This window comes from Acinetobacter sp. AS23 (assembly GCF_023612055.1).
GTDB lineage: Bacteria > Pseudomonadota > Gammaproteobacteria > Pseudomonadales > Moraxellaceae > Acinetobacter > Acinetobacter oleivorans.
Genome location: NZ_CP082274.1, coordinates 3,141,584 through 3,165,354 on the forward strand (window position 1 = coordinate 3,141,584; position 23,771 = coordinate 3,165,354).

24 protein-coding genes are annotated in these 23,771 nt (G+C 38.5%); 9 read left to right on the forward strand and 15 right to left on the reverse strand.

The window, feature by feature from the left end; translation table 11 throughout:
• Nucleotides 1–84 precede the first annotated feature (84 nt).
• Together K6I41_RS14825 and K6I41_RS14830 are read right to left on the reverse strand one after the other, a co-directional pair.
• Nucleotides 85–927, reverse strand: coding sequence for an undecaprenyl-diphosphate phosphatase (locus K6I41_RS14825; protein ID WP_151767746.1), 843 nt, complete (start codon nt 925–927; stop codon nt 85–87).
• Between the two features lie 107 nt (nt 928–1,034).
• Nucleotides 1,035–1,727 carry a YggS family pyridoxal phosphate-dependent enzyme gene (locus K6I41_RS14830; protein WP_250374702.1) on the reverse strand — a complete coding sequence of 231 codons (693 nt, stop codon included), beginning with the start codon at nt 1,725–1,727 and terminating at the stop codon, nt 1,035–1,037.
• 126 nt (nt 1,728–1,853) lie between these two features.
• On the opposite strand from K6I41_RS14830, the gene K6I41_RS14835 reads away from it, so the two are divergent.
• Nucleotides 1,854–2,891, forward strand: coding sequence for a type IV pilus twitching motility protein PilT (locus tag K6I41_RS14835; RefSeq protein WP_003653239.1), 1,038 nt, complete (start codon nt 1,854–1,856; stop codon nt 2,889–2,891).
• A gap of 19 nt (nt 2,892–2,910) precedes the next feature.
• Nucleotides 2,911–4,029: a PilT/PilU family type 4a pilus ATPase gene (locus K6I41_RS14840; RefSeq protein ID WP_013198760.1), complete on the forward strand. Its 1,119-nt coding sequence runs from the start codon at nt 2,911–2,913 to the stop codon at nt 4,027–4,029.
• A gap of 69 nt (nt 4,030–4,098) precedes the next feature.
• Here K6I41_RS14840 and fur read toward each other — a convergent pair whose 3' ends face one another.
• Nucleotides 4,099–4,536: a ferric iron uptake transcriptional regulator gene (gene fur, locus K6I41_RS14845; protein ID WP_004794120.1), complete on the reverse strand. Its 438-nt coding sequence runs from the start codon at nt 4,534–4,536 to the stop codon at nt 4,099–4,101.
• Between the two features lie 111 nt (nt 4,537–4,647).
• Here fur and K6I41_RS14850 point away from each other — a divergent pair, with 111 nt between their 5' ends.
• The gene (locus K6I41_RS14850; RefSeq protein ID WP_003653245.1) at nt 4,648–5,046 is read left to right on the forward strand and encodes an outer membrane protein assembly factor BamE; all 399 of its coding nucleotides are present in this window, start codon (nt 4,648–4,650) and stop codon (nt 5,044–5,046) included.
• Between the two features lie 64 nt (nt 5,047–5,110).
• Here K6I41_RS14850 and K6I41_RS14855 read toward each other — a convergent pair whose 3' ends face one another.
• From K6I41_RS14855 to K6I41_RS14900, 10 genes are all read right to left on the reverse strand, one after another.
• Entirely contained in the window at nt 5,111–5,425 is a 315-nt protein-coding gene (locus K6I41_RS14855) for an RnfH family protein (RefSeq protein ID WP_250374703.1), read from the reverse strand.
• Nucleotides 5,425–6,492, reverse strand: a complete 1,068-nt coding sequence (locus K6I41_RS14860) for a hypothetical protein (protein ID WP_250374704.1) — start codon at nt 6,490–6,492, stop codon at nt 5,425–5,427. The genes K6I41_RS14855 and K6I41_RS14860 overlap by 1 nt, the downstream gene beginning before the upstream one ends.
• Before the next feature lie 151 nt (nt 6,493–6,643).
• Nucleotides 6,644–7,099 carry a bacteriohemerythrin gene (locus tag K6I41_RS14865; RefSeq protein ID WP_013198763.1) on the reverse strand — a complete coding sequence of 152 codons (456 nt, stop codon included), beginning with the start codon at nt 7,097–7,099 and terminating at the stop codon, nt 6,644–6,646.
• 249 nt (nt 7,100–7,348) lie between these two features.
• Complete coding sequence (locus tag K6I41_RS14870) at nt 7,349–8,197, reverse strand: class II glutamine amidotransferase (RefSeq protein WP_013198764.1); 849 nt, start codon at nt 8,195–8,197, stop codon at nt 7,349–7,351.
• 107 nt (nt 8,198–8,304) lie between these two features.
• A complete protein-coding gene (locus tag K6I41_RS14875; RefSeq protein ID WP_250374705.1) occupies nt 8,305–9,087 on the reverse strand; it encodes a GNAT family N-acetyltransferase in 783 nt (260 codons plus the stop codon).
• A gap of 122 nt (nt 9,088–9,209) precedes the next feature.
• On the reverse strand, nt 9,210–10,115 hold the full coding sequence (gene argB / locus K6I41_RS14880) for an acetylglutamate kinase (protein WP_004794131.1): 906 nt from the start codon (nt 10,113–10,115) through the stop codon (nt 9,210–9,212).
• A 15-nt stretch (nt 10,116–10,130) separates the two neighbouring features.
• Nucleotides 10,131–11,549 (reverse strand): phosphomannomutase/phosphoglucomutase, encoded by a 1,419-nt coding sequence (locus K6I41_RS14885; protein ID WP_005303157.1) that lies wholly within the window; start codon nt 11,547–11,549, stop codon nt 10,131–10,133.
• Nucleotides 11,550–11,747: 198 nt separating this feature from the next.
• A complete protein-coding gene (gene dut, locus K6I41_RS14890; RefSeq protein WP_003653255.1) occupies nt 11,748–12,200 on the reverse strand; it encodes a dUTP diphosphatase in 453 nt (150 codons plus the stop codon).
• 24 nt (nt 12,201–12,224) lie between these two features.
• Nucleotides 12,225–14,264, reverse strand: a complete 2,040-nt coding sequence (locus tag K6I41_RS14895) for a UvrD-helicase domain-containing protein (protein WP_004794135.1) — start codon at nt 14,262–14,264, stop codon at nt 12,225–12,227.
• Nucleotides 14,265–14,457: 193 nt separating this feature from the next.
• Nucleotides 14,458–15,111: a YiaD family glycine zipper/OmpA-like lipoprotein gene (locus K6I41_RS14900; RefSeq protein WP_005303150.1), complete on the reverse strand. Its 654-nt coding sequence runs from the start codon at nt 15,109–15,111 to the stop codon at nt 14,458–14,460.
• 245 nt (nt 15,112–15,356) lie between these two features.
• On the opposite strand from K6I41_RS14900, the gene yihG reads away from it, so the two are divergent.
• The 6 genes from yihG (at nt 15,357) to K6I41_RS14930 (ending at nt 19,722) form a co-directional block, all read left to right on the forward strand.
• On the forward strand, nt 15,357–16,283 hold the full coding sequence (gene yihG, locus K6I41_RS14905; RefSeq protein ID WP_013198766.1) for a 1-acylglycerol-3-phosphate O-acyltransferase, YihG family: 927 nt from the start codon (nt 15,357–15,359) through the stop codon (nt 16,281–16,283).
• Nucleotides 16,284–16,299: 16 nt separating this feature from the next.
• Nucleotides 16,300–17,346 (forward strand): preprotein translocase subunit SecA, encoded by a 1,047-nt coding sequence (locus tag K6I41_RS14910; RefSeq protein WP_107881037.1) that lies wholly within the window; start codon nt 16,300–16,302, stop codon nt 17,344–17,346.
• A 121-nt stretch (nt 17,347–17,467) separates the two neighbouring features.
• On the forward strand, nt 17,468–18,196 hold the full coding sequence (minC, locus tag K6I41_RS14915; protein WP_004641649.1) for a septum site-determining protein MinC: 729 nt from the start codon (nt 17,468–17,470) through the stop codon (nt 18,194–18,196).
• Nucleotides 18,197–18,262: 66 nt separating this feature from the next.
• Nucleotides 18,263–19,075, forward strand: coding sequence for a septum site-determining protein MinD (minD, locus tag K6I41_RS14920; protein WP_004794144.1), 813 nt, complete (start codon nt 18,263–18,265; stop codon nt 19,073–19,075).
• A 2-nt stretch (nt 19,076–19,077) separates the two neighbouring features.
• Nucleotides 19,078–19,350: a cell division topological specificity factor MinE gene (gene minE / locus K6I41_RS14925; RefSeq protein WP_000896934.1), complete on the forward strand. Its 273-nt coding sequence runs from the start codon at nt 19,078–19,080 to the stop codon at nt 19,348–19,350.
• Nucleotides 19,351–19,434: 84 nt separating this feature from the next.
• Nucleotides 19,435–19,722, forward strand: coding sequence for a PA4642 family protein (locus K6I41_RS14930; protein ID WP_003653274.1), 288 nt, complete (start codon nt 19,435–19,437; stop codon nt 19,720–19,722).
• Nucleotides 19,723–19,763: 41 nt separating this feature from the next.
• On the opposite strand, the gene rhtC is transcribed toward K6I41_RS14930, so the two are convergent.
• The gene (rhtC, locus tag K6I41_RS14935; protein WP_250374706.1) at nt 19,764–20,384 is read right to left on the reverse strand and encodes a threonine export protein RhtC; all 621 of its coding nucleotides are present in this window, start codon (nt 20,382–20,384) and stop codon (nt 19,764–19,766) included.
• A 156-nt stretch (nt 20,385–20,540) separates the two neighbouring features.
• The gene (locus tag K6I41_RS14940; protein ID WP_250374707.1) at nt 20,541–23,582 is read right to left on the reverse strand and encodes a DNA translocase FtsK; all 3,042 of its coding nucleotides are present in this window, start codon (nt 23,580–23,582) and stop codon (nt 20,541–20,543) included.
• Nucleotides 23,583–23,771: the final 189 nt, after the last annotated feature.

The window sequence follows — 23,771 nt, forward strand, 5'->3', positions numbered from 1 at the left end:
ATAAAGGGGCGTATTATTTACGCCCCTTTGTTTATTGTATGGTCTTAGTCTTGTACTAATTTTTTATTTTTAAAACATCAAAAATTAATTAACGCAGAGTACGACAATTGCGAAGCCAATACAGTACAAGCCGAACAAATGCCAGCGTCCATGTTCTAACCATGAAGACAACCATTTTAGCGCCAAAAGACCAGCACCGAAGCTAAAGCACATGCCCAATAAGCTTGGAACCATCGAATGGAATATTTGTCCATGTGCCACGGTTTGTAAGCCTTGAGCGTGAATTAAACGATATAACTCTTTTAAAATTACTGCTGGTGTTAATACCACAGCCAACGCAAAACTAAACTCTTCAGCCTTTTGACGTGATACCCCTAAAAATAGACCTGTAGATATGGTTGCACCAGAACGTGAAAAGCCACGGAAAGGTAAACATAAAGCCTGCACCGCCCCAATAATAGAGGCACTACGCAAACTAATTTCACCCTGCTGCCCGCGATCTAAACGCGAAGATAAAATAATCAGAACACCTGCCGAAATCAGCGCAGCTGCCATGAGTTTTGAGTTACTAAACAAATGCTCAATTTCGAAACTGCTCGCGCCGCCGAAGAACACATGTTTAATCAGAGATTGAAGCGCTAAACCGAGCACGCCTGTAATAAGCGTTGCCAAAATAATATAGAAGGCTTGTTTTTTAAAACTTTCCCATGAAGAAAAATAGGTTTTTTTCCAAGATTTCCAAAAGTAAACGATCACTGCAAACATCGTACCTGTATGTAACATCACAAGTAAGAAGGTCATATCAGGTGCAGATGGATCATACCCCATTAACTTTTCAGCTAAAATAACGTGTGCGGAACTAGAAACTGGCAATAATTCAGCGAATCCCTGAATGATTGCCAGAATGAAAACATGCAATAAATCCATACATTACACACTCAAATATTAAAATATCTGGGTTATAAGCTAGGAAAATTAAATTTAAATTAACAAATTACAGTTACTCGACAAAACGTTTATCTAAATTGTAAAAGTCATTTTTTCTCAACTGTATCGCGCTTTCCAAATAAAGCCGTTCCTACACGTACCATGGTTGAACCTGCTGCAATCGCAGCGTCTAAATCACCTGACATCCCCATGCTTAATGTGTCCCAGTGTTCTGGGTGGGCATGTTTTTCTTTCACAGCATCAAACAAGGCTTTAGCATCTACAAAAGCGGCGGTATTATCTGGCGCTGGAATCACCATCAAACCACGTAGTTTAATTTTTGCTAATTGGCTAATTTGAGTGACTAACTCGGCAACCTCATCTGGTGCACAACCATCTTTACTGTCTTGCCCATCAATATTCACTTGCAAGCAAATATTCAAGTCAGATTGATTTTGAAGTCTTTGATTAGATAATCGCTCAGCAATAATCAAACGATCTACACCATGTACCCAATCAAACTTTTCTGCCAAATGTTTAGTCTTGTTGCGTTGAACATGACCAATAAAATGCCATTCAATTTCTAAATCTTGTAAAGCTTCGATTTTGTCTAAAGCTTCTTGTAAATAGTTTTCACCAAATGCTCTTTGTCCTGCTGCATACATTTCACGCAAACTTTCACTCGGATGTGTTTTTGATACGGCTAAAAGTTGTACAGTTTCAGGCGAACGCTGAGCATGTTCACAAGCAACTCTGATTTGCTGTAATACGTGCTGCCGCGCATCTTGCAGGTAATTCATTGACAAGGTTCTCATTTTCAAAAAACTTTTTTGCTTTTCACCTAAAGCGAGGTGTTGGTAAGCCTCGGTGAAAGCCGTATATTATTCTACAAAATAATGACATATTTTGATTTACTTGGGGAAATTATGGATATTACAGAGCTACTCGCCTTCTCTGTGAAAAATGGCGCGTCCGATTTACACTTGTCTGCTGGCATGCCACCGATGATTCGCGTTGATGGTGAAGTCCGTCGCATTAACTTACCGGCTCTAGATCATAAAGATGTTCACCGTCTAGTCTATGACATCATGAATGATAAACAACGCCGAGACTACGAAGAAAAGCTTGAAACCGACTTTTCTTTTGAAGTGCCAAATGTTGCTCGTTTCCGTGTTAACGCGTTTAACCAAAACCGCGGTGCTGGTGCAGTATTTCGTACCATTCCATCTAAAGTGCTTACTATGGAAGATTTAGGCTTAGGTCAAATCTTTAAAGATATTTGCGACTATCCACGTGGAATCGTACTCGTTACAGGTCCAACAGGTTCGGGAAAATCTACGACGCTTGCAGCGATGATGGACTATATCAACGAAAATCGTTATGACCATATTTTAACGGTTGAAGACCCTATCGAATTTGTACACCAATCGAAGAAATGTTTGATTAACCAGCGTGAAGTGCACCGTGATACACATGGCTTTAACGAAGCACTTCGTTCGGCACTGCGTGAAGACCCCGATATTATTTTGGTCGGTGAGATGCGTGACCTTGAAACCATTCGTTTAGCACTTACTGCTGCCGAAACGGGTCACTTGGTATTTGGTACGCTCCATACGACTTCTGCTGCAAAAACCATTGACCGTGTGATTGACGTATTCCCTGCCGAAGAAAAAGACATGGTTCGTGCCATGTTATCAGAATCTTTACAGGCTGTTATTTCACAGACACTGTTGAAAAAGAATGGTGGTGGGCGTGTGGCAGCACATGAAATCATGATTGGTATTCCTGCCATTCGTAACTTAATTCGTGAAAACAAAGTCGCCCAAATGTATTCATCAATTCAGACTGGTGCAAATCATGGCATGACTACACTCGACCAAAGCTTAAAAGGTTTAGTTTCTCGTGGTGTGATTAGTCCACAAACGGCTCGTACTGCTGCAAAACAGCCTGAATCATTCCTATAAAAAGAATTAGAGAATAAATATGGATTTTAATGACTTACTCAACCTTATGGTTGAAAAAAAATCATCCGATCTTTTTATTACAGATGGTGTTGCACCATCTATGAAGATTAACGGACAAATTGTTCCAATTTCAAAGAATAGTCTTTCAGGCGAAGTAATTGGTCAACTTTTACATTCCATCATGAGCGAAAAACAGCGCAAAGAATTTGCCGACACTCGTGAATGTAACTTTGCCATTATGAACCGCGATAAAACTGCCCGCTTTCGTGTGAGCGCTTTTCAACAGCGTGACATGCCAGGAATGGTATTACGTCGAATTGAAACTAAAATTCCTTCAATTGATGACTTGCAGTTACCGCCCGTTCTTAAAGATTTATCAATGACCAAACGCGGCATCATTATTTTTGTTGGTGCGACAGGTACGGGTAAATCGACGTCTTTAGCTTCAATGATTAGCTATCGTAACCACAACACTAAAGGTCATATCATTACCATTGAAGATCCAATCGAGTTTATTCACGAACATGCAGGCTGCATCATTACCCAACGTGAAGTCGGAATCGATACGGATTCATTTGAAATTGCCTTAAAAAATACTTTGCGACAAGCACCAGATGTCATCTTGATTGGTGAGATTCGATCTCGTGAAGTTATGGACTACGCGATTGGCTTTGCTGAAACAGGTCACCTTGTATTGGCCACAATGCACGCCAACAATGCTAACCAAGCACTCGACCGTATCATTCACTTCTTTGAAAGTGACCGCCACAGTCAGCTCTACATGGACTTATCTCTTAACTTAAAGGCCATGATTGCTCAGCAACTTATTCCAACACCTGATGGCAATTCTCGCCGCGCCGCAATTGAAATTTTAATTAACTCACCATTAATTTCAGATTACATTCGTAAAGGTGAAATTCATGAAATTAAAGATTTAATGAAACGTTCACGTGAACTCGGTATGCAAACCTTTGACCAAGCATTGTTTGATCTCTATAAAGCAGGCCAAATTACCTACAAAGATGCATTAAAACATGCTGACTCACCAAATGATTTACGTTTGACGATTAAGCTTGCAGAAGAAGGACCTGATCAAATTGCAGGCACAAATCAGCATTTAACCTTCGACCGACAGTAATTTCTTCATAAAAAAAGGAAGGTTAAACGTAACCTTCCTTTTTTATTTGTTTTCTTTGTGTGAAAACGATTATTTCTTGCGCAGAACTTCCTGACATTCAGGTTCGTTACAGTAACCGTAGAGGTTTAATGAGTGACCCGTTAAGGTAAACCCATGTTGGTCTGCTACAGCATGCTGTTCCTTCTCGATAACATCATTAGTAAATTCAATAACTTTGTTGCAATTATGGCAAACCAAATGATCGTGATGATCTTCTTGCATAATTTCGAAAACAGAATGATTATTTTCGAAATGATGACGCTGAATGATACCTGCAGCTTCAAATTGTGTTAACACACGGTAAACTGTCGCAAGACCGACATCTTCCCCTTGTTCTAACAAAGTCTTGTAAATATCTTCAGCACTAAGATGATGTTGCTTTGAATTTTCTAATAATTCCAAAATCTTAATTCGTGGAAGGGTAACTTTAAGTCCAGCTTTGCGCAAATCTTGATTGGAAATAGGCATGAAAAAAGGTCTCTCAACAAATCTCAAGTTGGAATAGGCAATAGAATTTAGATGAAGTATGATCTATCCTTTGATCAAATGCATCATAATTTATTGGGATAGTGTAGCAAAATGCAAAAACTCGTGCTGACGTTATTAGTCACTTCACTCCTTGCTGGTTGTTCAATCTTTGGTGTATATAAGGTTGATATTCCTCAAGGGACTCCTTTGACCAAAGCTCAGGCCTCTCAAGTACAAGTCGGCATGAATTTCCAGCAAGTGCGTTTTTTGCTTGGTAGTCCAACTGTGACTGATCCACTCAATCCTCAGCGTTGGGACTACATTTACAACTATATCCCGGGAACTTATGCTAAAAAGGCAAAAATCCCCGCAGCACATGGTCAGCATTTAAAAATTTACTTTGATGGCACTGGCACAGTAACTAAAATTGAAGGTTTAGAAACTATTCCAGAGTCGCAACCAGGTTTACCTGCTTCTAAAGAAGCGATTTTAACTGCCCCACCACTATAATCGTTTTTTCTAATAAAAATAAACCCCTCAAGTGAAATACTTCGAGGGGTTTTATTTATGGGGCTTATTGCTTTAAGCGATTACTTTTAATATATCGCCCCACAGGATTTTTCTCGGCGCGGTTACGACGTATATCCTTAGGATTAATCGTTAAAGGTCGATAGATCTCTACCCTATCACCTACTTGTAAAATCGCCTGTGCTTCAACTTTTGCACCAAATATGCCAAGTTGTAATGGCTCAGGCAAACTTACCTGTGTCTGCAACCCACTCGCTTCAACTGCTTGTAATGCTGTCATTCCAGCTTCAAATGGAACAGCAACTAAAAACTGTTGCTCTGGGGCTGCAAAAGCAACCCACACTTGCTGAGCTTTTTCCATCAGATAATTTGTCCAACTACCGCAATCATGGCAATTACAATTGAAAGCGGTAAAACAATACGTACCGCAATACGCCACAAGTTATAGAACAACTCATTGCTAAAATTCATTGATTTACGCAAGTGGCTAATTTTCATAATCCAACCAGCAAAAATTGCATAGATCAAGCAAATGAGTAATCCCCAAAGCATCAAAATCAGCGTAAAGATGCCATGAAGTTCAGGCACAGCCCAAACTGCAATTGCTACAACAATAATCACCCATTGTAAAACGTACATCAGTTGACGTTGAGCGAGCTGTTCTTTAGCAAGTTGAATAAACAGAGCTGTTGTCATTACCGCCGTAAAAATCCAGGTAAAAACAGGAAGCTGTGCTTGAAGAGAAAAGAAACCAAACGCAACAACAGCAATTAACTGAGCTAACCAGATTGGAAGTACAGTTCTTGTAGCGCCTTCTTGAGAGTGAATTACAGACAAGCTATTTTGCCAGTAAAGTCCTAAGCCTAAACCACTCGCAACAAGAGCAAGTACAGTTGCATTACCCCACTCTTTAAACTCAACATTTGTCCAATGCCAAGGCTGTAAAGTTGTTCCCATTGTATTAGCTAGCACAAGAGAAGCGATTACACCGACTGTCATTAACACAATTAAAATCTGACGCGGAATAAAAGATAAAATTAAAGCCGCAACTGCAAGACCAGCAAAAACAATTTGCCCAGAAATACTGTTATTGAGCTGTACTGTCAGTAAATTGCCAGCAGTACTCAATACATTCCCGGCTAAAAATGGAATAAAAATAACTGCAAGCCAACCAGCCAAACGCCATTTTGATGAACTATCTGCTTCACGAGTTAAACTTGATAAAGCATTTAGAGCAGTAGTCTTCGACCGTTTTGCTAAGGCAATTTCTAAATAACAAACTGGCAAAGCCAATAGCAGCATTGTGCCTAACCACAATAACCAGAAATCGATTTGACGATCAATCTGGATCCCCATAGCGGGTGCCAATGTCGCCATAATGATGAAAGACAAGCAAAACGCCATCAGGGGCGATAACCATCGTGACATAGGTATGTCCTGCATTATGCATTCCTTGAAAAAGACTATAGATATTTTGCCCGTCTCATGCCTGAAAATCAAAGTTTGCTCAATAAAAAAAGCAAACTACCGAAACGATAGTTTGCTGCGCTAACTAAAATTATAAGTTTTGTTATTTAAGTTATGCGAAAAACCGAGCAAACCAGTTTTTCCCTTTCTTCTTTTCTTTTTCTCTAATAATTCCCATCATATTTTCTTTTACCGCCCCCACATAATCAGCATCATCATGTTGAATATGGTTAATTAACCATTTTGCTAAAATTTCTTGTAGCTCTTTTTCAACAGTATGTCCCATTTCAAAGCGCTCACGATATAACTCTATTTTTTTAATAAACAAGTCATGTACACGTTTATGTGGTACACGATATTTATAATCGGCTTCCTCTTGTAAACTTTCTTCGAAAGTAAAATGAGATTGCGTGTAATCAATAATATTATCTAAAACATCTTTAATTCGACGTCTATCTTCATCATCTTTTACATCATCAATTTCATTAATATAATCAAGTATTCGTTTATGTTGCTCATCAATAACATCAATACCCGTATTATATTCTGAAGCCCATTTCATTTTCATACATCTCCCCAATGATGTTCAATGACTGTTGCATAAACCTCATGATATATTTAAAGAATATAAATAAAAACAAAGCTATTTTGTCGGGTTTATCATATAAAAATCATATTAAACATAAATTATTGTTTTTATTTATTTTTTAAAAATTTAACCAACTAAAATAATAAAGTATTTTTTAAACAAAATACTTTATTATTAAACGTTTAATATATAGATATTCCTATTTATATATTTTAAATATACTTTATATTAATATTGATCTGCACGAGTAATACGTTTAATTTCAGGATTTTCCTGCTCACGCTTTAATCTCTCGACATGAGTAATAGCTTTTTTAATTGGCTCACCATGTTGAAATAAAATCATTTCACCGGGTTGATAAGCTGTCCAGTTTTCATTATGTGTTAAAGGTTCAGTTGTTATTACTGCTACACGATCTTCAGGGGTTGTTACCTGACTAAAATCAACTTCAACATCTAAATCAATTAAATGAGCCTGATTAAATGGATATTCTCGAACCAACCAATGTAATTTAGTAATCGCATAACTAAATAATGCCTTGCCATTCGATAAGCAATAATTAAATGTGCCGTACTCAGCGATTTGTGGCGAAATTTTTTCTAATACTTCAAATATCTGTTCAAGGCTTGGTTCTTCATAGCCAAAAGCTTCAACGAGTTGATCGAGCAAATAACAAAATGCGCGTTCACTGTCTGTATTCCCCACTGGCGTAAAACGTCCACTCAGTGGTGGATTAAAGTCATGTAAATCACCATTATGGGCAAAAATCCAATGACGCCCCCACAACTCTCGAATAAAGGGATGAGAATTTTCTAAAGTGATTTTACCTTGAGTCGCTTTACGAATATGCGCGATCACATTACGTGATTTAATAGGATAATTACGGATAAGATCGGCAATTGGAGATTCAACTGCCGACTGGTTATCGACAAATAAACGGCAAGCTTTATCTTCGAAAAATGCAATACCAAATCCATCACTATGGTCTGAGGTAATTCCTGCACGCTGTGAAAAACCACGGAAAGAAAAAGTAATATCCGTTGGTGTTGCACAATTCATTCCTAATAGCTGGCACATATCGCTTTTAAACTACTTCTAATTACCCCATCTGCTCTATTGTGCATGAGAGTAAAATTGCTTGCAAATCTCAATATGTGCTGGCTATTAGAAAATAGAACATATGATTAACGCTGACCCATTTTATTCATGACAAATGAAGTCGCCACTTTATTCACTTCCAGAAATACAAAATAATCTAGACAGTTAAACTCTTCATCAAAAAAAGCCTGTTTCGATAATTTTGATTGCATGCTCAAATACATTTGGAACAACTTTGGCATACGTTCATCTTGAGGAAAGCTAAACTCAGGATATTCAGGGTCATAGATTTTTTTCGAACGGATATCAATGGTTTTACTTTCAGGTAATTGCTGAATCTGGCGATGCGTGTAGTACGCTCTAGCCAAATTATCTTGCAAATGAATACTGACACAACCCATTAAATATTTAGCGCGCATTGACCATAGCACTTTCGGTGCAAGGTTCAACCATAGTGTCGATAATGCTTTACCATTACGAAAGCGTGGATGCACACAAGTACGTCCTATTTCTAACACATTAGGAAGATGTGATAACTGAGGAACAATATCAAACTCATGTGCGCTGTAGCTTTGCGCAATCTCATGTCCTTGAAATAGTTTTAGACGGGTATATGCGACAATCTCTCCAGTCCACTTTTCACGTAAGACTGCATGCTCACAACCAAAATCATAAATGTCTTGGTCTAAGTTATCTTCAAAATGAATTCCAAATTGTTGGCTAAATTGTTGTGCACGAAACCGCTGTACATCTTGTAATTCTTTTAAATTATCAACCCATTCAAAACGAAATTGTGTCTGATTTATTGCTTTATGACGATTTAGAGGTAAAGTCCAGGTTTGGCGATATTGATTAAATTTTTCCAGCATAATGAACGCTCCTAGTGACACCCCTTACACTAGTCAAAGCTCATGACAAAAAAATGACCAAACTAAAGTGGTATAAAAAAAGACCACCTAGGGTGATCTTTTTATTGAGAATAACGGATTTCTTAAGCTGTTTTAGTGCGATTAGAAATGAGTGTTCCAACCCCATGATCAGTGAAGATCTCAAGCAATGTTGCATGTGGTACACGACCATCAACAATATGTGCGCTTACAACACCACCTTTGACAGCATCTAGTGCACAACCTACTTTAGGAATCATACCGCCATAGATCACGCCTGTTTCAATGAGGCGATCAACTTCTTGCGTAGTAAGGCCAGTTAACAGGTTTTTATTTTCATCAAGCACACCAGTAATATTGGTAAGCAAAATTAACTTTTCAGCGCCTAGTGCTTCTGCAACCTTACCTGCAACTAAATCAGCATTAATATTATAAGTATTGCCTTCTTCATCTACGCCTAATGGCGCAATCACTGGAATAAAGTCACTTTGAGTAAACATTTCCAATACATCTGTTTTAACGCCAGTCACTTCACCAACCATACCCAAGTCGATATGTTTGATAGAACCGTCTTCTTCTTGCTTTTCCATAAGTAATTTACGGGCACGAAGTAAATTACCATCTTTACCTGTTAAACCAATTGCACGGCCACCATGTTTATTAATCAGGTTAACAATTGATTTATTTACGCTACCACCTAATACCATTTCAACCACTTCCATGGTTGCAGCATCCGTTACACGCATACCGTCAATACGGTCAGACTCGCGGCCTAACTGCTTTAAAAATGAGTCTACTTGTGGTCCACCACCGTGAACAACAATCGGATTTAACCCGACAGTTTTAAGTAAAACGATATCGCGAGCAAATGAACTTTCGAGCTCCGGATCAGTCATCGCGTTGCCACCGTATTTCACCACCAGCGTTTTACCAGTAAAACGTTGAATATACGGCAAAGCTTCAATCAAGATTTTTGCTTTGTCGACACCGATATGCTGATGTTGGGGCATTACGCCTCTCCTTACTTAGGCCTCTGAAAGTTCTTGTGCAATTTGCGGATAGTGCTCTTGCAACATATCTACAAATTTTTGCTGGATTTCCTTTAATCGTAAAGGATTATCTGCATCAAATCGTACTGTAAAATATTCACCAGTATTTGATGCTCGAATAATGCCAAAACCATCATCAAAATCAAGACGTACGCCATCGATTTTACTGATGCGGGCACCTAAACGATGACTTAAAATTTCAATATCTTGTAATACATACTTTGGATCAGACTGATACGTACCAATATAGGTATCTTCTGTACAACATCTTTCTGGATAAGGAGCAAATAATTCAGAAATTGTTGTCGCACTCGATTGAGTAAAATATTCCATTACACGTAATGCAGCATATAGACCGTCGTCGTATCCGAAACCACGCCCATCATTAAAAACGTAGTGGCCTGCATATTCTCCACCAAAAATGGCGCGTCCATTTGACTGAGATAAATAAGCTCTTAAAAAGCTACTTCCCGTGCGGATCATTTTTGCTTTTCCGCCAAGTTGTTCAACCGTTTTTTGAACCATGCGTGAACATTTCACGTCAAAAACAATTTCTTGCTCAGGGTGTTGTTCTAAACACATTTGCGCAAAAAGTGATAATAAACGGTCTGCTGTCAATATCTGGGCTTTTTCATCGACTAAAACGACACGGTCTCCATCACCATCCAGAGCAATGCCAATATCTGCCTGCTGCTCAACCACTGCTTTACGCAAATGAGTTAAATGAGCTGCATGCGAAGGGTCTGGTGCATGATCTGGAAACTCGCCATTCGGATGGGTTCGTAAAGCAATGACTTCACAGCCCATTTTTTCCAATATTAATTTTGAGCAGTGTCCAGCAGAGCCATGTAAACCATCTAAAATAACTTTTAAAGGACGTTTTAATTGAATATCTTTAAAAATGGCTTGCTGGTATTTCTGGCAAAATTCAGCTTTAAATTGAGGTAGGGTTAACTCAAGTACAGAAATGGAATGAGCTGGTACATAATTTTGAGCTTCATCACCCACCTGCTGAATCATTTCCGGAGACGGCGGTTCACCTTTTAAAATCCACTTAATACCATTATCAGATTTTGGATTATGGCTTGCAGTCACCATAATGCCATTGCCACCAAAATCTCTCGCAATGTAATACATCATTGGTGATGAACAACAACCAATGTTGGTAACTTTTAAACCTTGTTCTACTAAAATCTCTTCAATTAATTGTGCATAGGCTGGACTTGTGAGACGGGCATCATAGCCAATCACTAATTGGGTTTGTTCTGCTTGTTTGTATTGTTGTGCCAATCCGTAGGCAATCGAACGAACAACGTCCGCGGTTAAGTAAGAAAGTTTGCCTCTAATATCGTAAGCACGAAAAATACTTTTTGGAAATGAGTGTCTTACATTCATAGCGTATCTTCTATTTAAAGATCAATCCGATCTATCGCAAAAACATAGATTATTCAAAATTTTTGAAAGGTTTGTTTGCTAAAAAAGTTAAAAGAATATGAGTAAAGCGTGTTGTAATATAATCCATTGTAACATTCAAGATATAAAAAGAAACGCCTGTTCAACAGGCGTTTGATTTTCGTTAATATTTTAAAAAACTTATTGTTTACCTGTGTGACCAAAGCCACCAGCACCACGTAAAGTTTCTTCAAATTCTTCTACTTGCTCAAATTCAGCTTGTACGACTGGCACCAATACATATTGTGCCAAGCGCTCACCTGGTTCTAAACGGAATGTTGTTTGACCACGGTTCCAAACTGAAACCATCAATTCACCTTGGTAATCTGAATCGATCAAACCAACTAAGTTACCAAGCACGATACCGTGTTTATGACCTAAACCTGAACGCGGTAAAATTAAACCAGCAAAATTTACATCATGAATATAAATTGCCATACCTGTTTTAACTAAAACAGTTTGTCCTGGTTCAATATCAATTGCTTCATCGACGCAGGCACGTAAATCTAAACCCGCTGAACCTGCTGTTGCATATGAAGGTAAAGGCCATTCTTTACCTAAACGCGGATCGAGCAATTTCACTTGAACTTTCATGGGATTTCCTAAAAATTAAAAAAATTAACGCTTTAATAAAGCTTTTAAATTTGCCAGATATTGTTGAGCCTGTTCTTTAGGATCAACATTAGCCGCAATTTTCTTTTTACGCCCTAACCACTCGAGCTCATCTTGCGGAAGTTCATCAAGGAAACGGCTAGGTGTCATCTGTTTCATCTGTCCGCCATTTTTACGCTGTTCTGCCAGTGTTAACGTTAAACCTTGACGTGCACGGGTAATTCCCACGTACATGAGACGGCGTTCTTCCTCAATGGTTTCTGCCGCAATTGAGTTTTTATGCGGCAATAGTTCTTCTTCGAGTCCCATAATGTACACATATGGGAATTCCAAACCTTTTGCAGCATGTAGAGTCAGTAAGTTAACTTTGTCAGTATCTTCTTCTTCCTGCTGCTGTTCTAAAAGGTCAAGTAGAACCAGTTTTCGAATGACACTTTCAATATTCTTTTCATCAACGTCTTCTGCACGGTTAATGAGGTTTTGAATACTGGTAAATAAATTCTCAATATTATCGAGCTTACTTTTCTCTTGTGCAGGTGTTGCAGACTGTTCACGAACGTAATCCATATAACCAGCTTCGTTCATCATTTGACGAACTTTAGGCACAGGTTCATCATCTTCTAACAATTCACGTGTAAATGTCGCGATAAAGTCAGCAAATTCATGAAGCTGAGTTTCTGCCTTTTTAGGAAGCACCATGCTTAAACGTTGATCAGCAGAAGCACCAAGTAAAGACAAATTATTTTCTTGTGAGAATAAACCTAACTTCTCAAGAGTAACTGGGCCAATCGCACGTTTAGGCGTATTAATAATACGCAAGAAAGCACTGTCATCTTCTGGGTTAATAATGAGACGTAAATAACTCATCACGTCTTTAATTTCTGCACGAGCGAAGAACGATGTACCGCCAGAGAGTTTATACGGAATTTGCATTTGGCGAAGCTGTGTTTCTAATACACGTGCCTGAAAGTTACCACGATATAAAACGGCATAATCTTTCCAGTTTTTACCGTTCATGAGCTTATGAGTAAGTAGGTCTTTGACCACGCGTTCTGCTTCATCATCATCATTACGACATGTAATGATTCGGATAACCTCACCATGCCCTTTATCACTCCACAATTTCTTATCAAAAATATGCGGGTTATTTTGAATAACACAGTTCGCTGCTTTTAAAATACGGCTCGTTGAACGATAGTTCTGTTCAAGTTTAATAATTTGTAAATTGGGGAAATCCTGCTTAAGCAACGCCATATTTTCAGGCTTAGCACCACGCCATGCGTAAATCGACTGGTCATCATCACCTACCGCGGTGAACTGCCCCATTACACCAACTAATAGTTTCACCAAAATATACTGAGCGGTGTTGGTATCTTGATATTCATCGACCAATAAATAGCGAACACGGTTTTGCCATTTATCTCGTACTTCTGCATTTTCTTGCAGTAAACGTGTTGGCATAACAATGAGGTCATCAAAATCGACTGCATTGTAAGCACGTAAATTACGTTCATAAAGCTGGTAAAGATGGGCAAACTGTACATCTTCAGGTGTTTCACAAGTTGAATGTGCTTGCTCTGGCACGATCAGATCATTTTTCCAGTCTGAAATTTTCTTCATTGCCTTAGCAATTAATTCTTTGCTTTCTGCACCTGACAAATTGTCGCGATGCATCAAATCCATCAAAATACGCTTACAGTCGTCTGCATCTAAAATCGAAAAATTAGCTTTTAAAGGTAAATTTTTAAGTTCTAAACGTAAAAGGTTTAAACCAAAAGTATGGAAAGTCGAGACTGATAAACCTTTTGATTCTTCACGTGACAAGAGCTTGGTCACACGCTCTTTCATTTCACGGGCAGCTTTGTTTGTGAAGGTCATCGCAGTGATACGATGCGCTGGAATACGGCAATGCTGCACCAAATACGCAATTTTACGCGTAATTACCGATGTTTTACCTGAACCAGCACCAGCAAGCACCAATAAAGGGCCCTGAGTATATTTCATGGCTTCTTCTTGCTTGTTGTTCAATTGACTGGCAGATGACATCGTGTATTACCTCTTAATTTTTCGAGCATGATTATAGTCATCTCTGTTTTAGAATCCCAATAGTAAATCTATGGATATGTATAAATGATGTCTAATAATGCAATTTATGCGCCGCAGAATGTCGTGATTATTTCTTATACTGCACCCATAAAAAAACCACCCGAAGGTGGTTTTTGAAACAATAAACTAAATCTTATTGTTTAGCATAAATGCTGATTTCTACACGACGGTTTTGTTCACGGCCAGATGCAGTTGAGTTATCTGCGATCGGGTTAGATGAACCATAACCTTGCGCGTCGATACGGCTAGCAGATACGCCTTGGCTAGCTAAATAACTACGTACTGATTGAGCGCGTGCTTGTGATAATGGAATGTTAATTGAATCATTACCAGTGTTATCAGTATAACCTGTTACAAGAATTGCACTCTTGTTATCTTCAGCCAAAGTTTGAGCAACTTTGTTTAAAGTTGAATAGAAGTTTGGCTTGATGTTTGATTTGTTTGTATCAAAAGTAATGCTACCAGGCATAACTAATTGAACAGAACCATCTGGATTACGGTTAACGTCTACACCAGTACCCGCCATTTGTTGACGTAATTTTTTCTCTTTTTGGTCAAGGTATAAACCACTAGCGCCACCAAGAACTGCACCAATTGCTGCAGCACGGTTGTTTTGACGGCTAGAGTTTGCACTTGATTTAGAAATACCGTAACCAGCTGCTGCGCCAATTAAAGTACCTAATGCGGCTTTATCGTATTCAACGCCACCAAGGTTGTTACCTGTTGTTTGACAACCAGAAAGTACTACTGCTGCCCCTACCACTGTTGAAATAACTAATGCACGCATTGCATGCCTCCTCACTTTGAGTGTTTTGTTGTTGAGTGAATAATGAAACAAAAAGGAAGTATAAAACATTGATATTTTGTTAATAATAAACAGTTTAGTTACTTTTTTGTAATATTTTGATGCACTTTAAGATGCTACCTCATCACAATTTCTTCATTGTTGTCTAAGATATCGTTGTATTTCATATTATGACAGTTATAGTTGAACAACTTTTCTATGGATTTTAGACATTCGGGGTCATTCATATGTCAACTGCACCCAATAAGCAATCTGCGCTAAAAAAAATTACACGTGGACTCACTGTAGGTACAGTCATTACAGGAAGTACGTTTTTTCATGGTCCACCTGTTCTTGCACTAGGTCTGACTAAGCTTTTAAAAAAATCATCTAAAATAGATGAAACCAATATTCAAATTACAAATAGCTGGTTAGGGGTAAATAATTGGTTAATTGACCATGTTTTACCAAATCTGAAATGGGATATCACGATTGATGAGGGACTTGACCTAAATATGCAAGGTCGTTATCTCATGACGTGTAACCACCAAAGTTGGGTTGATACAACGGTGAATCAATATTTTGGTTTAACGCGTATGCCACTCACCCGTTTTTTTACCAAATGGGAACTCATCTTTATTCCTTTCGTTGGGCAAGCTTTTAAAATTCTAGGCTTCCCAATGATGAAACGTCACACTAAAGAACAGGTTGCAAAGAATCCTGAGCTCAAAGACCGTGACATGATGGAAGCACGTAAAGCCTGCGAGCAGCTTTTAAGCCAGCCCTTCACATTATTGAATTATTTAGAAGGTACTCGTTTTACTCAAGAAAAACATGACCAGCAAAAATCGCCATATAAGCATTTGCTTAAACCCAAAGCAGGTGGCTTGGCACTTGCCTTGAATATTTTGGGTGACAAAATTGATGCCTTAGTTGATATGACAATTGTCTATCCGAATGGCGTTCCTGGATATAGCGATTTCTGGCTCGGTGATGTTTCAAGAATTGCAGTAAATTTGCGTAAAATTGAAATTCCAGACTGGGTTCTTGGTGGAAACTATGAAGACGATGCGGTTTACCGTGAACGTTTTCAACAATGGGTGCATGAAATCTGGACCGAAAAAGATCAACTTATTGAGCAAATGAAATCTCAATATACCTCTACAAATATTTAAGAAAGCATCCGTTATTATGCAAAACAGCGCTGGGAAAAAAACGAAATATCATCATGTAGATCCAAACAGCCTTTCGTTTAAGCTGTTTTTGATCTATGACATCTTTATGGTGTTTATTATTATTTTTAACCTGTTCTGTCTTGCTACAAATTTCTTTTTAATGAGCAGTATTGGGGCATGGTTCTTTGAACACATTCATTTGCCCCAGATATTAAGCTTTTACCGTAATTCACTACACCCGTGGGTGATCACATCAGAAGCTTGGTTTATTGGTTTTTTAATTGTTGAGCTGCTCGTGCGCTGGAGCATTGCGATCATCAATAAACACCATAAACGTTGGTTCTTTTTCCCTTTTATTCACTGGTATGAAATTTTAGCCATTATTCCTCAGCTTCGTTTTCTACGTTTGTTCCGAGCTGGGATTATTGCTTATCGTTTACACGAAATGGGCTATCGAGTTATTCCGGAAAGCTGGAGAAAGACTGGTTTATTTTACTATCGCGTTGTCATGGAAGAACTTTCCGATCGTGTTGTTATTACAGTGATTGATGGCATTAGATATGAACTTCAAACAAGTTCTAGCCATAAACAGATTATTCACGACTTAGTTAATCATCATCGTGAGCAATTTACTGCTACCCTAACAGCATTATTACAAGAGTCTTTAGCGACTGCTTTAAAAGAACAAAAACCAGCAATAACAAAAGGTGTTGGGAAAATTGTAGATCAAGCTATTATTGATACGCCTGAGTTAACTCAATTATTACGCTTAATTCCTTTAGTCGGTGGTCGTATTGAACAGCAAATTCAGAGTATTGGCCAAAGATTAGGTGAAAATATTAGTGCAGGTTTAATTGAACCTTTAATTGAGGGTTCACCAAACAGTCCGAATTCTACTTATCAATTAATTTCTCAAAAAGTGAGTGAAATAAATATTAATAATCGTCAGCTTGAGCAATTGGTTGAATCTGTCGTATTCGAGACACTGGAGTCTGTACGAAAACAGGTCAAGGTCAAACAATGGCAACAAACGCTTGCGGAGTATGATCGAATCAAAGAATAAGCATTTACTTAATTTTTTATTAAACACGCTAGAGAATTGGCACGATTTGTTCTAGCATTTGCTCTATTTACAATAAACTTAACGATATTACAGCTCGTTTTAACGCCTTGAAGGAAGACTTATGGCTGATATCCGGATTACCGGCAGAATGGTTAACTTTAGCAGGATAACCTTCGATACCAATGATCATGATGTGATCCGCCAGCAATTATCAAATATATTAAATGAAGGTTCCTATCAAGGAACTTTAGTAATTATTGATAGTACGGTTGAGCAAGAGTTAATTGCATTAATTCAACTTCTGGTGAGCTTGGGTCTACAGCCTATGGCGGTAATCGACGGTATTTTAGGAGATGAAGCTCGCGCTATTCAATTCCCTGTTTTACCGGCAGATCAACCATTACAGCGTATTAAAGCCACAACAGAACAAGTCGCAATTGTAGAAAAACCTGCTACCGCTCCTGCATCATCTTCAGCAGAAACAAAAAAACCACTAAACAAGATAGCGGTTGCTCATATTACCTCTTATCATGATGAAATTTTACGTACAGGCCAATCCCTTGTACAAGATAACGGCGATATTATTTTAAAAGCTGGCATGAATAGTGGTTCTGAAGTGATTGCATCAGGAAATATACATATTTATGGCACAGTTCGTGGTAGAGTCATTGCTGGTGCGGGCGGGCACGCAGCTGCACGTATTTTTTGCCAATCTTTAGAGGCTGAGCTCGTTTCCATTGCCGGAACGTATTGTGTCGCAGATGATATCCCTAAACATGTGGTAAAAAAACCAGTACATATTTATTTAAATGAAAAGCAAGAGCTTGAATTTGAAGCGATTGAACTTTAGTTTATTAAGCAAATCACCAAAAAACAGCCCTTTTAAGGGTGAATGACCATAATAGGAGTGGATTCGGTGGCCAAAATTGTTGTCGTAACATCAGGCAAAGGTGGTGTAGGTAAAACTACAACGAGTGCATCTTTTGCAACAGGTTTAGCCCTTCGTGGTCATAAAACTGTTGTGATTGATTTTGATGTAGGCTTACGTAACCTTGATTTAATTATGGGTTGTGAGCGTCGTGTTGTTTATGATTTTGTCAATGTGATTAACAACGAAGCACGTCTGCAGCAAGCCCTTATTCGCGATAAAGATATCGAAAACCTTTATATTTTACCAGCTTCACAAACACGTGATAAAGATGCGTTGAGCGACGATGGTGTTGCTCGTGTTATTGATGAGCTATCTCAAGAATTTGATTACATCATTTGTGACTCACCTGCTGGTATTGAACGTGGTGCAATTTTAGCCATGTATCATGCAGATGAAGCAATCATTGTAACAAACCCTGAAATCTCTTCAGTACGTGACTCTGACCGTATTATTGGTATGTTAGATAGCAAAACCAAAAAAGTTGAACAAAACGAAGGACGTATACGTAAACATTTATGTATTACACGCTTCAACCCTGAACGCGCAGACCGTCAGGAAATGCTGACCATTGATGATATTTCTAAAGATATTTTACGCGTACCGACATTAGGTGTTATTCCAGAATGTCCAAGTGTATTACAAGCATCAAACGAAGGTAAGCCAGTAATTCTATATTCAGAAACTAAAGCTGGTCAGGGTTATGATGATTTGGTTGCTCGCTTTCTTGGTGAAGACCGTCCTTATAGACACATCACAGCTCAACCTAAAGGCTGGTTAGCACGACTATTTGGAGCGTAGATATGGCAGGATTCTGGAGTAAATTATTTAGCAGTGAAGAAAAACCATCAAGTGCTCAAACTGCCAAAGATCGTTTGAAAGTTATTGTTGCTTCTGAACAAGGTTTAGGCCGCCGTTTAAGCCAAGACAAGATTGATCAGATGAAGAAAGAAATCATGCAAGTGGTTAGTCGTTATGTCAGCGGTGTAGGCGAACAGCATATCCAAATGCAGGTTCGCTCTGAAGCTAATATCGAAATGTTAGAAATGAATATCAATTTACCTGAAGAACGATAATTCTATTTCTGACTATTCAATAAAACAGAATCAAGGCAAAATAACGCAAGTTATTTTGCCTTTTTTAAAACTGAGGAGATTGTCATGGCATTATCACAGCCAGCAACTTTCAATGAAGAATGGTCCGATGAGCGTGTTTTTGCCTACCTCAACCAACTTCCGCCAGCGGGCGTGAACGCAGATTTTCATGTGCTCTACCATGCATTCAAACATATGCGTCCAACAGACTATGAACGTCTTTTGACTCAATTTATTGCGGACGGACGCGATATTAATGCTAAAGACCCTGAAGGCCAACGCATCCATGATGTGATTGCCAAATTTCCGCGTCAATCGGCACCATTTTTAGAAGTTCTAGCAAAGTTTGCTTAAAAATAAAAAGCCTCTTCAAGAGGCTTTTTTCTTATCTAAATTTACCGATTACCAATGAGGAAAATACCAAATACGGTAAAAATACCACCTGAAATACCATCAATCCATTTTGAAAAATTACGATAAGCTGATCTAAAACTTGGTAATGAAAAAATAAAAGTCACAAAGCAGAACCATAAAATTGTTTCGACTGTGACAATAATAAAGAGCAGCCAATGAACCTGATCAAGTTGAGGATTGGCTAAAAATAAAGAGAAAACACTACCAAAATAAATAACAGCTTTAGGATTTGATAGATTGGTTATCAGGCCTTTAATAAAAAATAGGTAAGGTGCTTTTGGTAGCTCTACAGCAACATTATCTTCTTGCTGATTTTTTGAAAATGCTGAACGCAACATCTGATAGCCTAACCAACATAAATATAAGCCACCGGCGATGAATAAACCTTGCTTTAACCAAGCCATTTTCTCAAAAATAAGATTTAATCCCATCAGTGCCAAACAAGCCCAAAACATAACCCCTGCTGTGATACCACCCACCACTAACATAGCGTCTTTACGTGATCGACTAATCGCTGTTTGAGATACAAGAAAAAAATCAGGTCCTGGAGTAATAAGTGCACAAAAATGGATAAAAGCTAAAGTAATTAGAGCAAGTAACATGTTTTCCTCCAGATTTAATTCATTGTTATTTATTTAGGAAAAATACATTAGCATTTTTTACTATACGTTAAAATCTTTAAGTCATTTTATAAATAGATTCAGTTTATTTAAATTATAAAAAAAGCCTCCAGAGAGGCTTTTTTTAGGGATAAGTTCTTAAACTAAAATATCTCGCTTACCATTAGGCCCCATTGCGCTCACAATGCCGTTCTCTTCCATTTGGTCAATGATACGGGCAGCACGGTTATAACCAAGACTAAATTTACGCTGTAGCGACGATGTAGAAGCTTTACGAGTTTCTAAAACGAATGACACACATTGATCATAAAGTGCATCACGGTCAGAACCACCTTCACCCTCTTCAAAACCACGTGAAGTCGGTTCTTCATCAAATGGAGTCAAGATTTCGTCGACATAATCTGGCTCACCACGTTCACGCCAAGCATCACAAATGCGGTTGACTTCATCATCGCTAATGAATGCACCATGCACACGCTCAGGTTCGATTTTACCAGGCCCTAAGAACAGCATATCACCATGACCGAGCAAATCTTCTGCACCACCTGCATCCAAGATAGTACGCGAGTCGATTTTACTGTTTACACGTAATGCGACACGCGTTGGAATATTGGCTTTAATCAAACCGGTAATGACATCAACAGATGGACGTTGAGTTGCAAGCAACAGGTGAATACCAGCAGCACGAGATTTTTGCGCTAAACGCGTAATCATTTCTTCTGCTTTTTTACCCACCTGCATAATCATGTCGGCAAACTCATCAGCAACAATCACAATAGATGGTAATGGTGTTAAACGAGGTGCACGTTCTTGTGTCGCCGAATCACTTGGTTTCCAAGTTGGGTCAATTAGATCTTCCCCATTCGCAATTGCTTCTTCAACTTTACGGTTGTAGTCACTTAATTTACGAATTTTAAGAAACGACATCAGCTTATAACGACGTTCCATTTCATTCACACACCAGTTCAATGCGCTTACTGCATCTTTCATGTCAGTAACGACTGGAGTTAATAAATGCGGAATATCATTATAGTTTGCAAGTTCAAGCTGTTTTGGATCGATTAAAATCAAACGCAACTGGTCAGGTGTATATTTAAGCAACATCGATAAAATCATCGAGTTTACCGCAACCGATTTACCAGAACCCGTTGTACCAGCAACTAGCATGTGTGGGGCTTTCGCTAAATCAGTTAATACTGGATTACCTGAAATGTCTTTACCCATCGCCATACTAATTAATGCGCTTGGATCGCGATATGTTGGTGTTTCCAAAAGTTCAATCAAACGCACCATTTCACGGGCACTGTTTGGTACTTCAATCCCAATATATGGTTTACCAGGAATTACTTCCACTACACGAACAGAGGCCATCGACATTGAACGGGCTAAGTCACGTGAAATATTGGTTACCTTAGATGCTTTAACACCCGGTGCTAAATCTAATTCAAAACGGGTAACTACTGGCCCTGGTTGAGCTTCAACCACTTGAGCCTTAACATTAAATTCTTGTAACTTAATTTCAAGTAATTCTGATAAACGCGAAAGCTGCTCTTCAGTGAAGTTAACTTTCTTATTTGGATCAACCTTATCAAGTAGATCAAGACCTGGCAAAGTTGGTAAATCCAAACGCTTCTTGGCAACCTGCATTGCACGAGACATTGGTCGACCAGCTGCATCTGTTAATGGCGCATCTAAATCGAAATCATCTTCATCAATATCAAGATTTTCTTGGGGTTTCCCAGCAGTTTCCTGCCATGCCTCAATAAACTCTTCTTTTGAAAGTTTATCGGCCTGAATAGTCGTTTGAATAGGAGCTTTTACAAATGCTGAAGATTGCGCATAACTACTTGCTCTGACAGGTTCAGCAGGTGCAATATCTTCATCTATTAATAAATCATCAAAGTCTTCAAAAACTTGTTCATTTGCTAAATTTTTAGGTGACTGATTTACATTTGAAATATTTGAAGATGTTTCATTCGCAATATTCACAGATTGCGAAGTTGGCTCTGGTTCTACATGTTGATCTTGAACAAATGGTGTATGCACATCTGTTGCTGTTTTACTGTTTGGAACCGCAGCAAGCAACTCATCAAAAATTTCATCATCATTCCAGTCAAGACCATGTAGGTCTTGTTTAACTGTAGGTTGAGTTTGATGAACTTGTGAAATAGTCTGCTGGAATTGATCATGAGCAGGAGCTTGTTCTGTTGAATCATCAGCTGCTCTTAAAAGTGCATCAATTTCTTGCTTATGACTCGCATCATCACGTTGTAAAGCACGCCACACTTCACCCGTAGCCACTAAACGTTGGCTATCTTTTTCAAGCTTATGGGCCTGCTCAAGCGTATGTTCAAAGTTTTGAGTATTTGCAACTGGCTCAACTGCTACAGGTTCAGGTCGGCTCTGCTCTTTCGCTAATACATCTGCAAATAACCTTTCAGCAACCGCATCATGTCGTGTTGCTGTAGGTTGTGATTGAGTAGTTTCAGATTGAACTGGCACTTCTTTTTCATCTGAAGCATTGGCTTCAGTGTTTTGTGCAACTTTAACTGCCGCTGCTTTATTAGCAGGCTGAGTTGTTAAGTCATAATCGGATTCGTTTGGTGATACGTTTTTATAAAATAAATCTTGTAAATAGCTTGGTGTCGCTTTGAGCGTAACCCATGTTTTGCTCCATTGCACCCCAAATGCAAGAGTAAACAAGACCACTCCGAAAATGAGTAAGAATAAAGTCGCACCGTAAATTGTTAGCAGTTGAGATAGGCTTTGACCTAACTCGTAACCAATAATGCCCCCAGCCGCATTATCTAAAGTATCTGCCGGCACATTCCAATGTAAATAAAGCAGGCTAGACACAACCAAAATTAAAAAGAATTGTGCAGCATAACGAAATGGGCGGTTTAAAAAACTACGTGGCCACCATACCTGTATTGCTTCAATAAAAAGGAAAATTGGAATAAGCAAACTTGCCCATCCTAAAAAACCAAACAGCAAATCTGCAATCCATGCGCCAGCAATACCACTTGCATTGGATACTTGCTGAGTATCACTGGAAATATGCATCCAGCCCGGATCAAATGGTGTATATGTTACTGTTGCCAGAAACATATAAATCCCAAAAGAAACCAAGAATAATGTCATCAATAAGCGCTGTGCATAAACACTCGACACCGCAGTCATATACTGTCCTGTAACCCATTTAATTATTGGTTTAGAGATGTGAAGAACTACATTCTAGATCTTCAACGAATGAACTTTATATTATGCACCTGTTCTTACAAAAAAGGTGCATGATTCTTTACAGTTGTTGTTAACATGAGGCACTTCTATATTGTTATATAACTTAATTCGATTGACCTGATCAATATT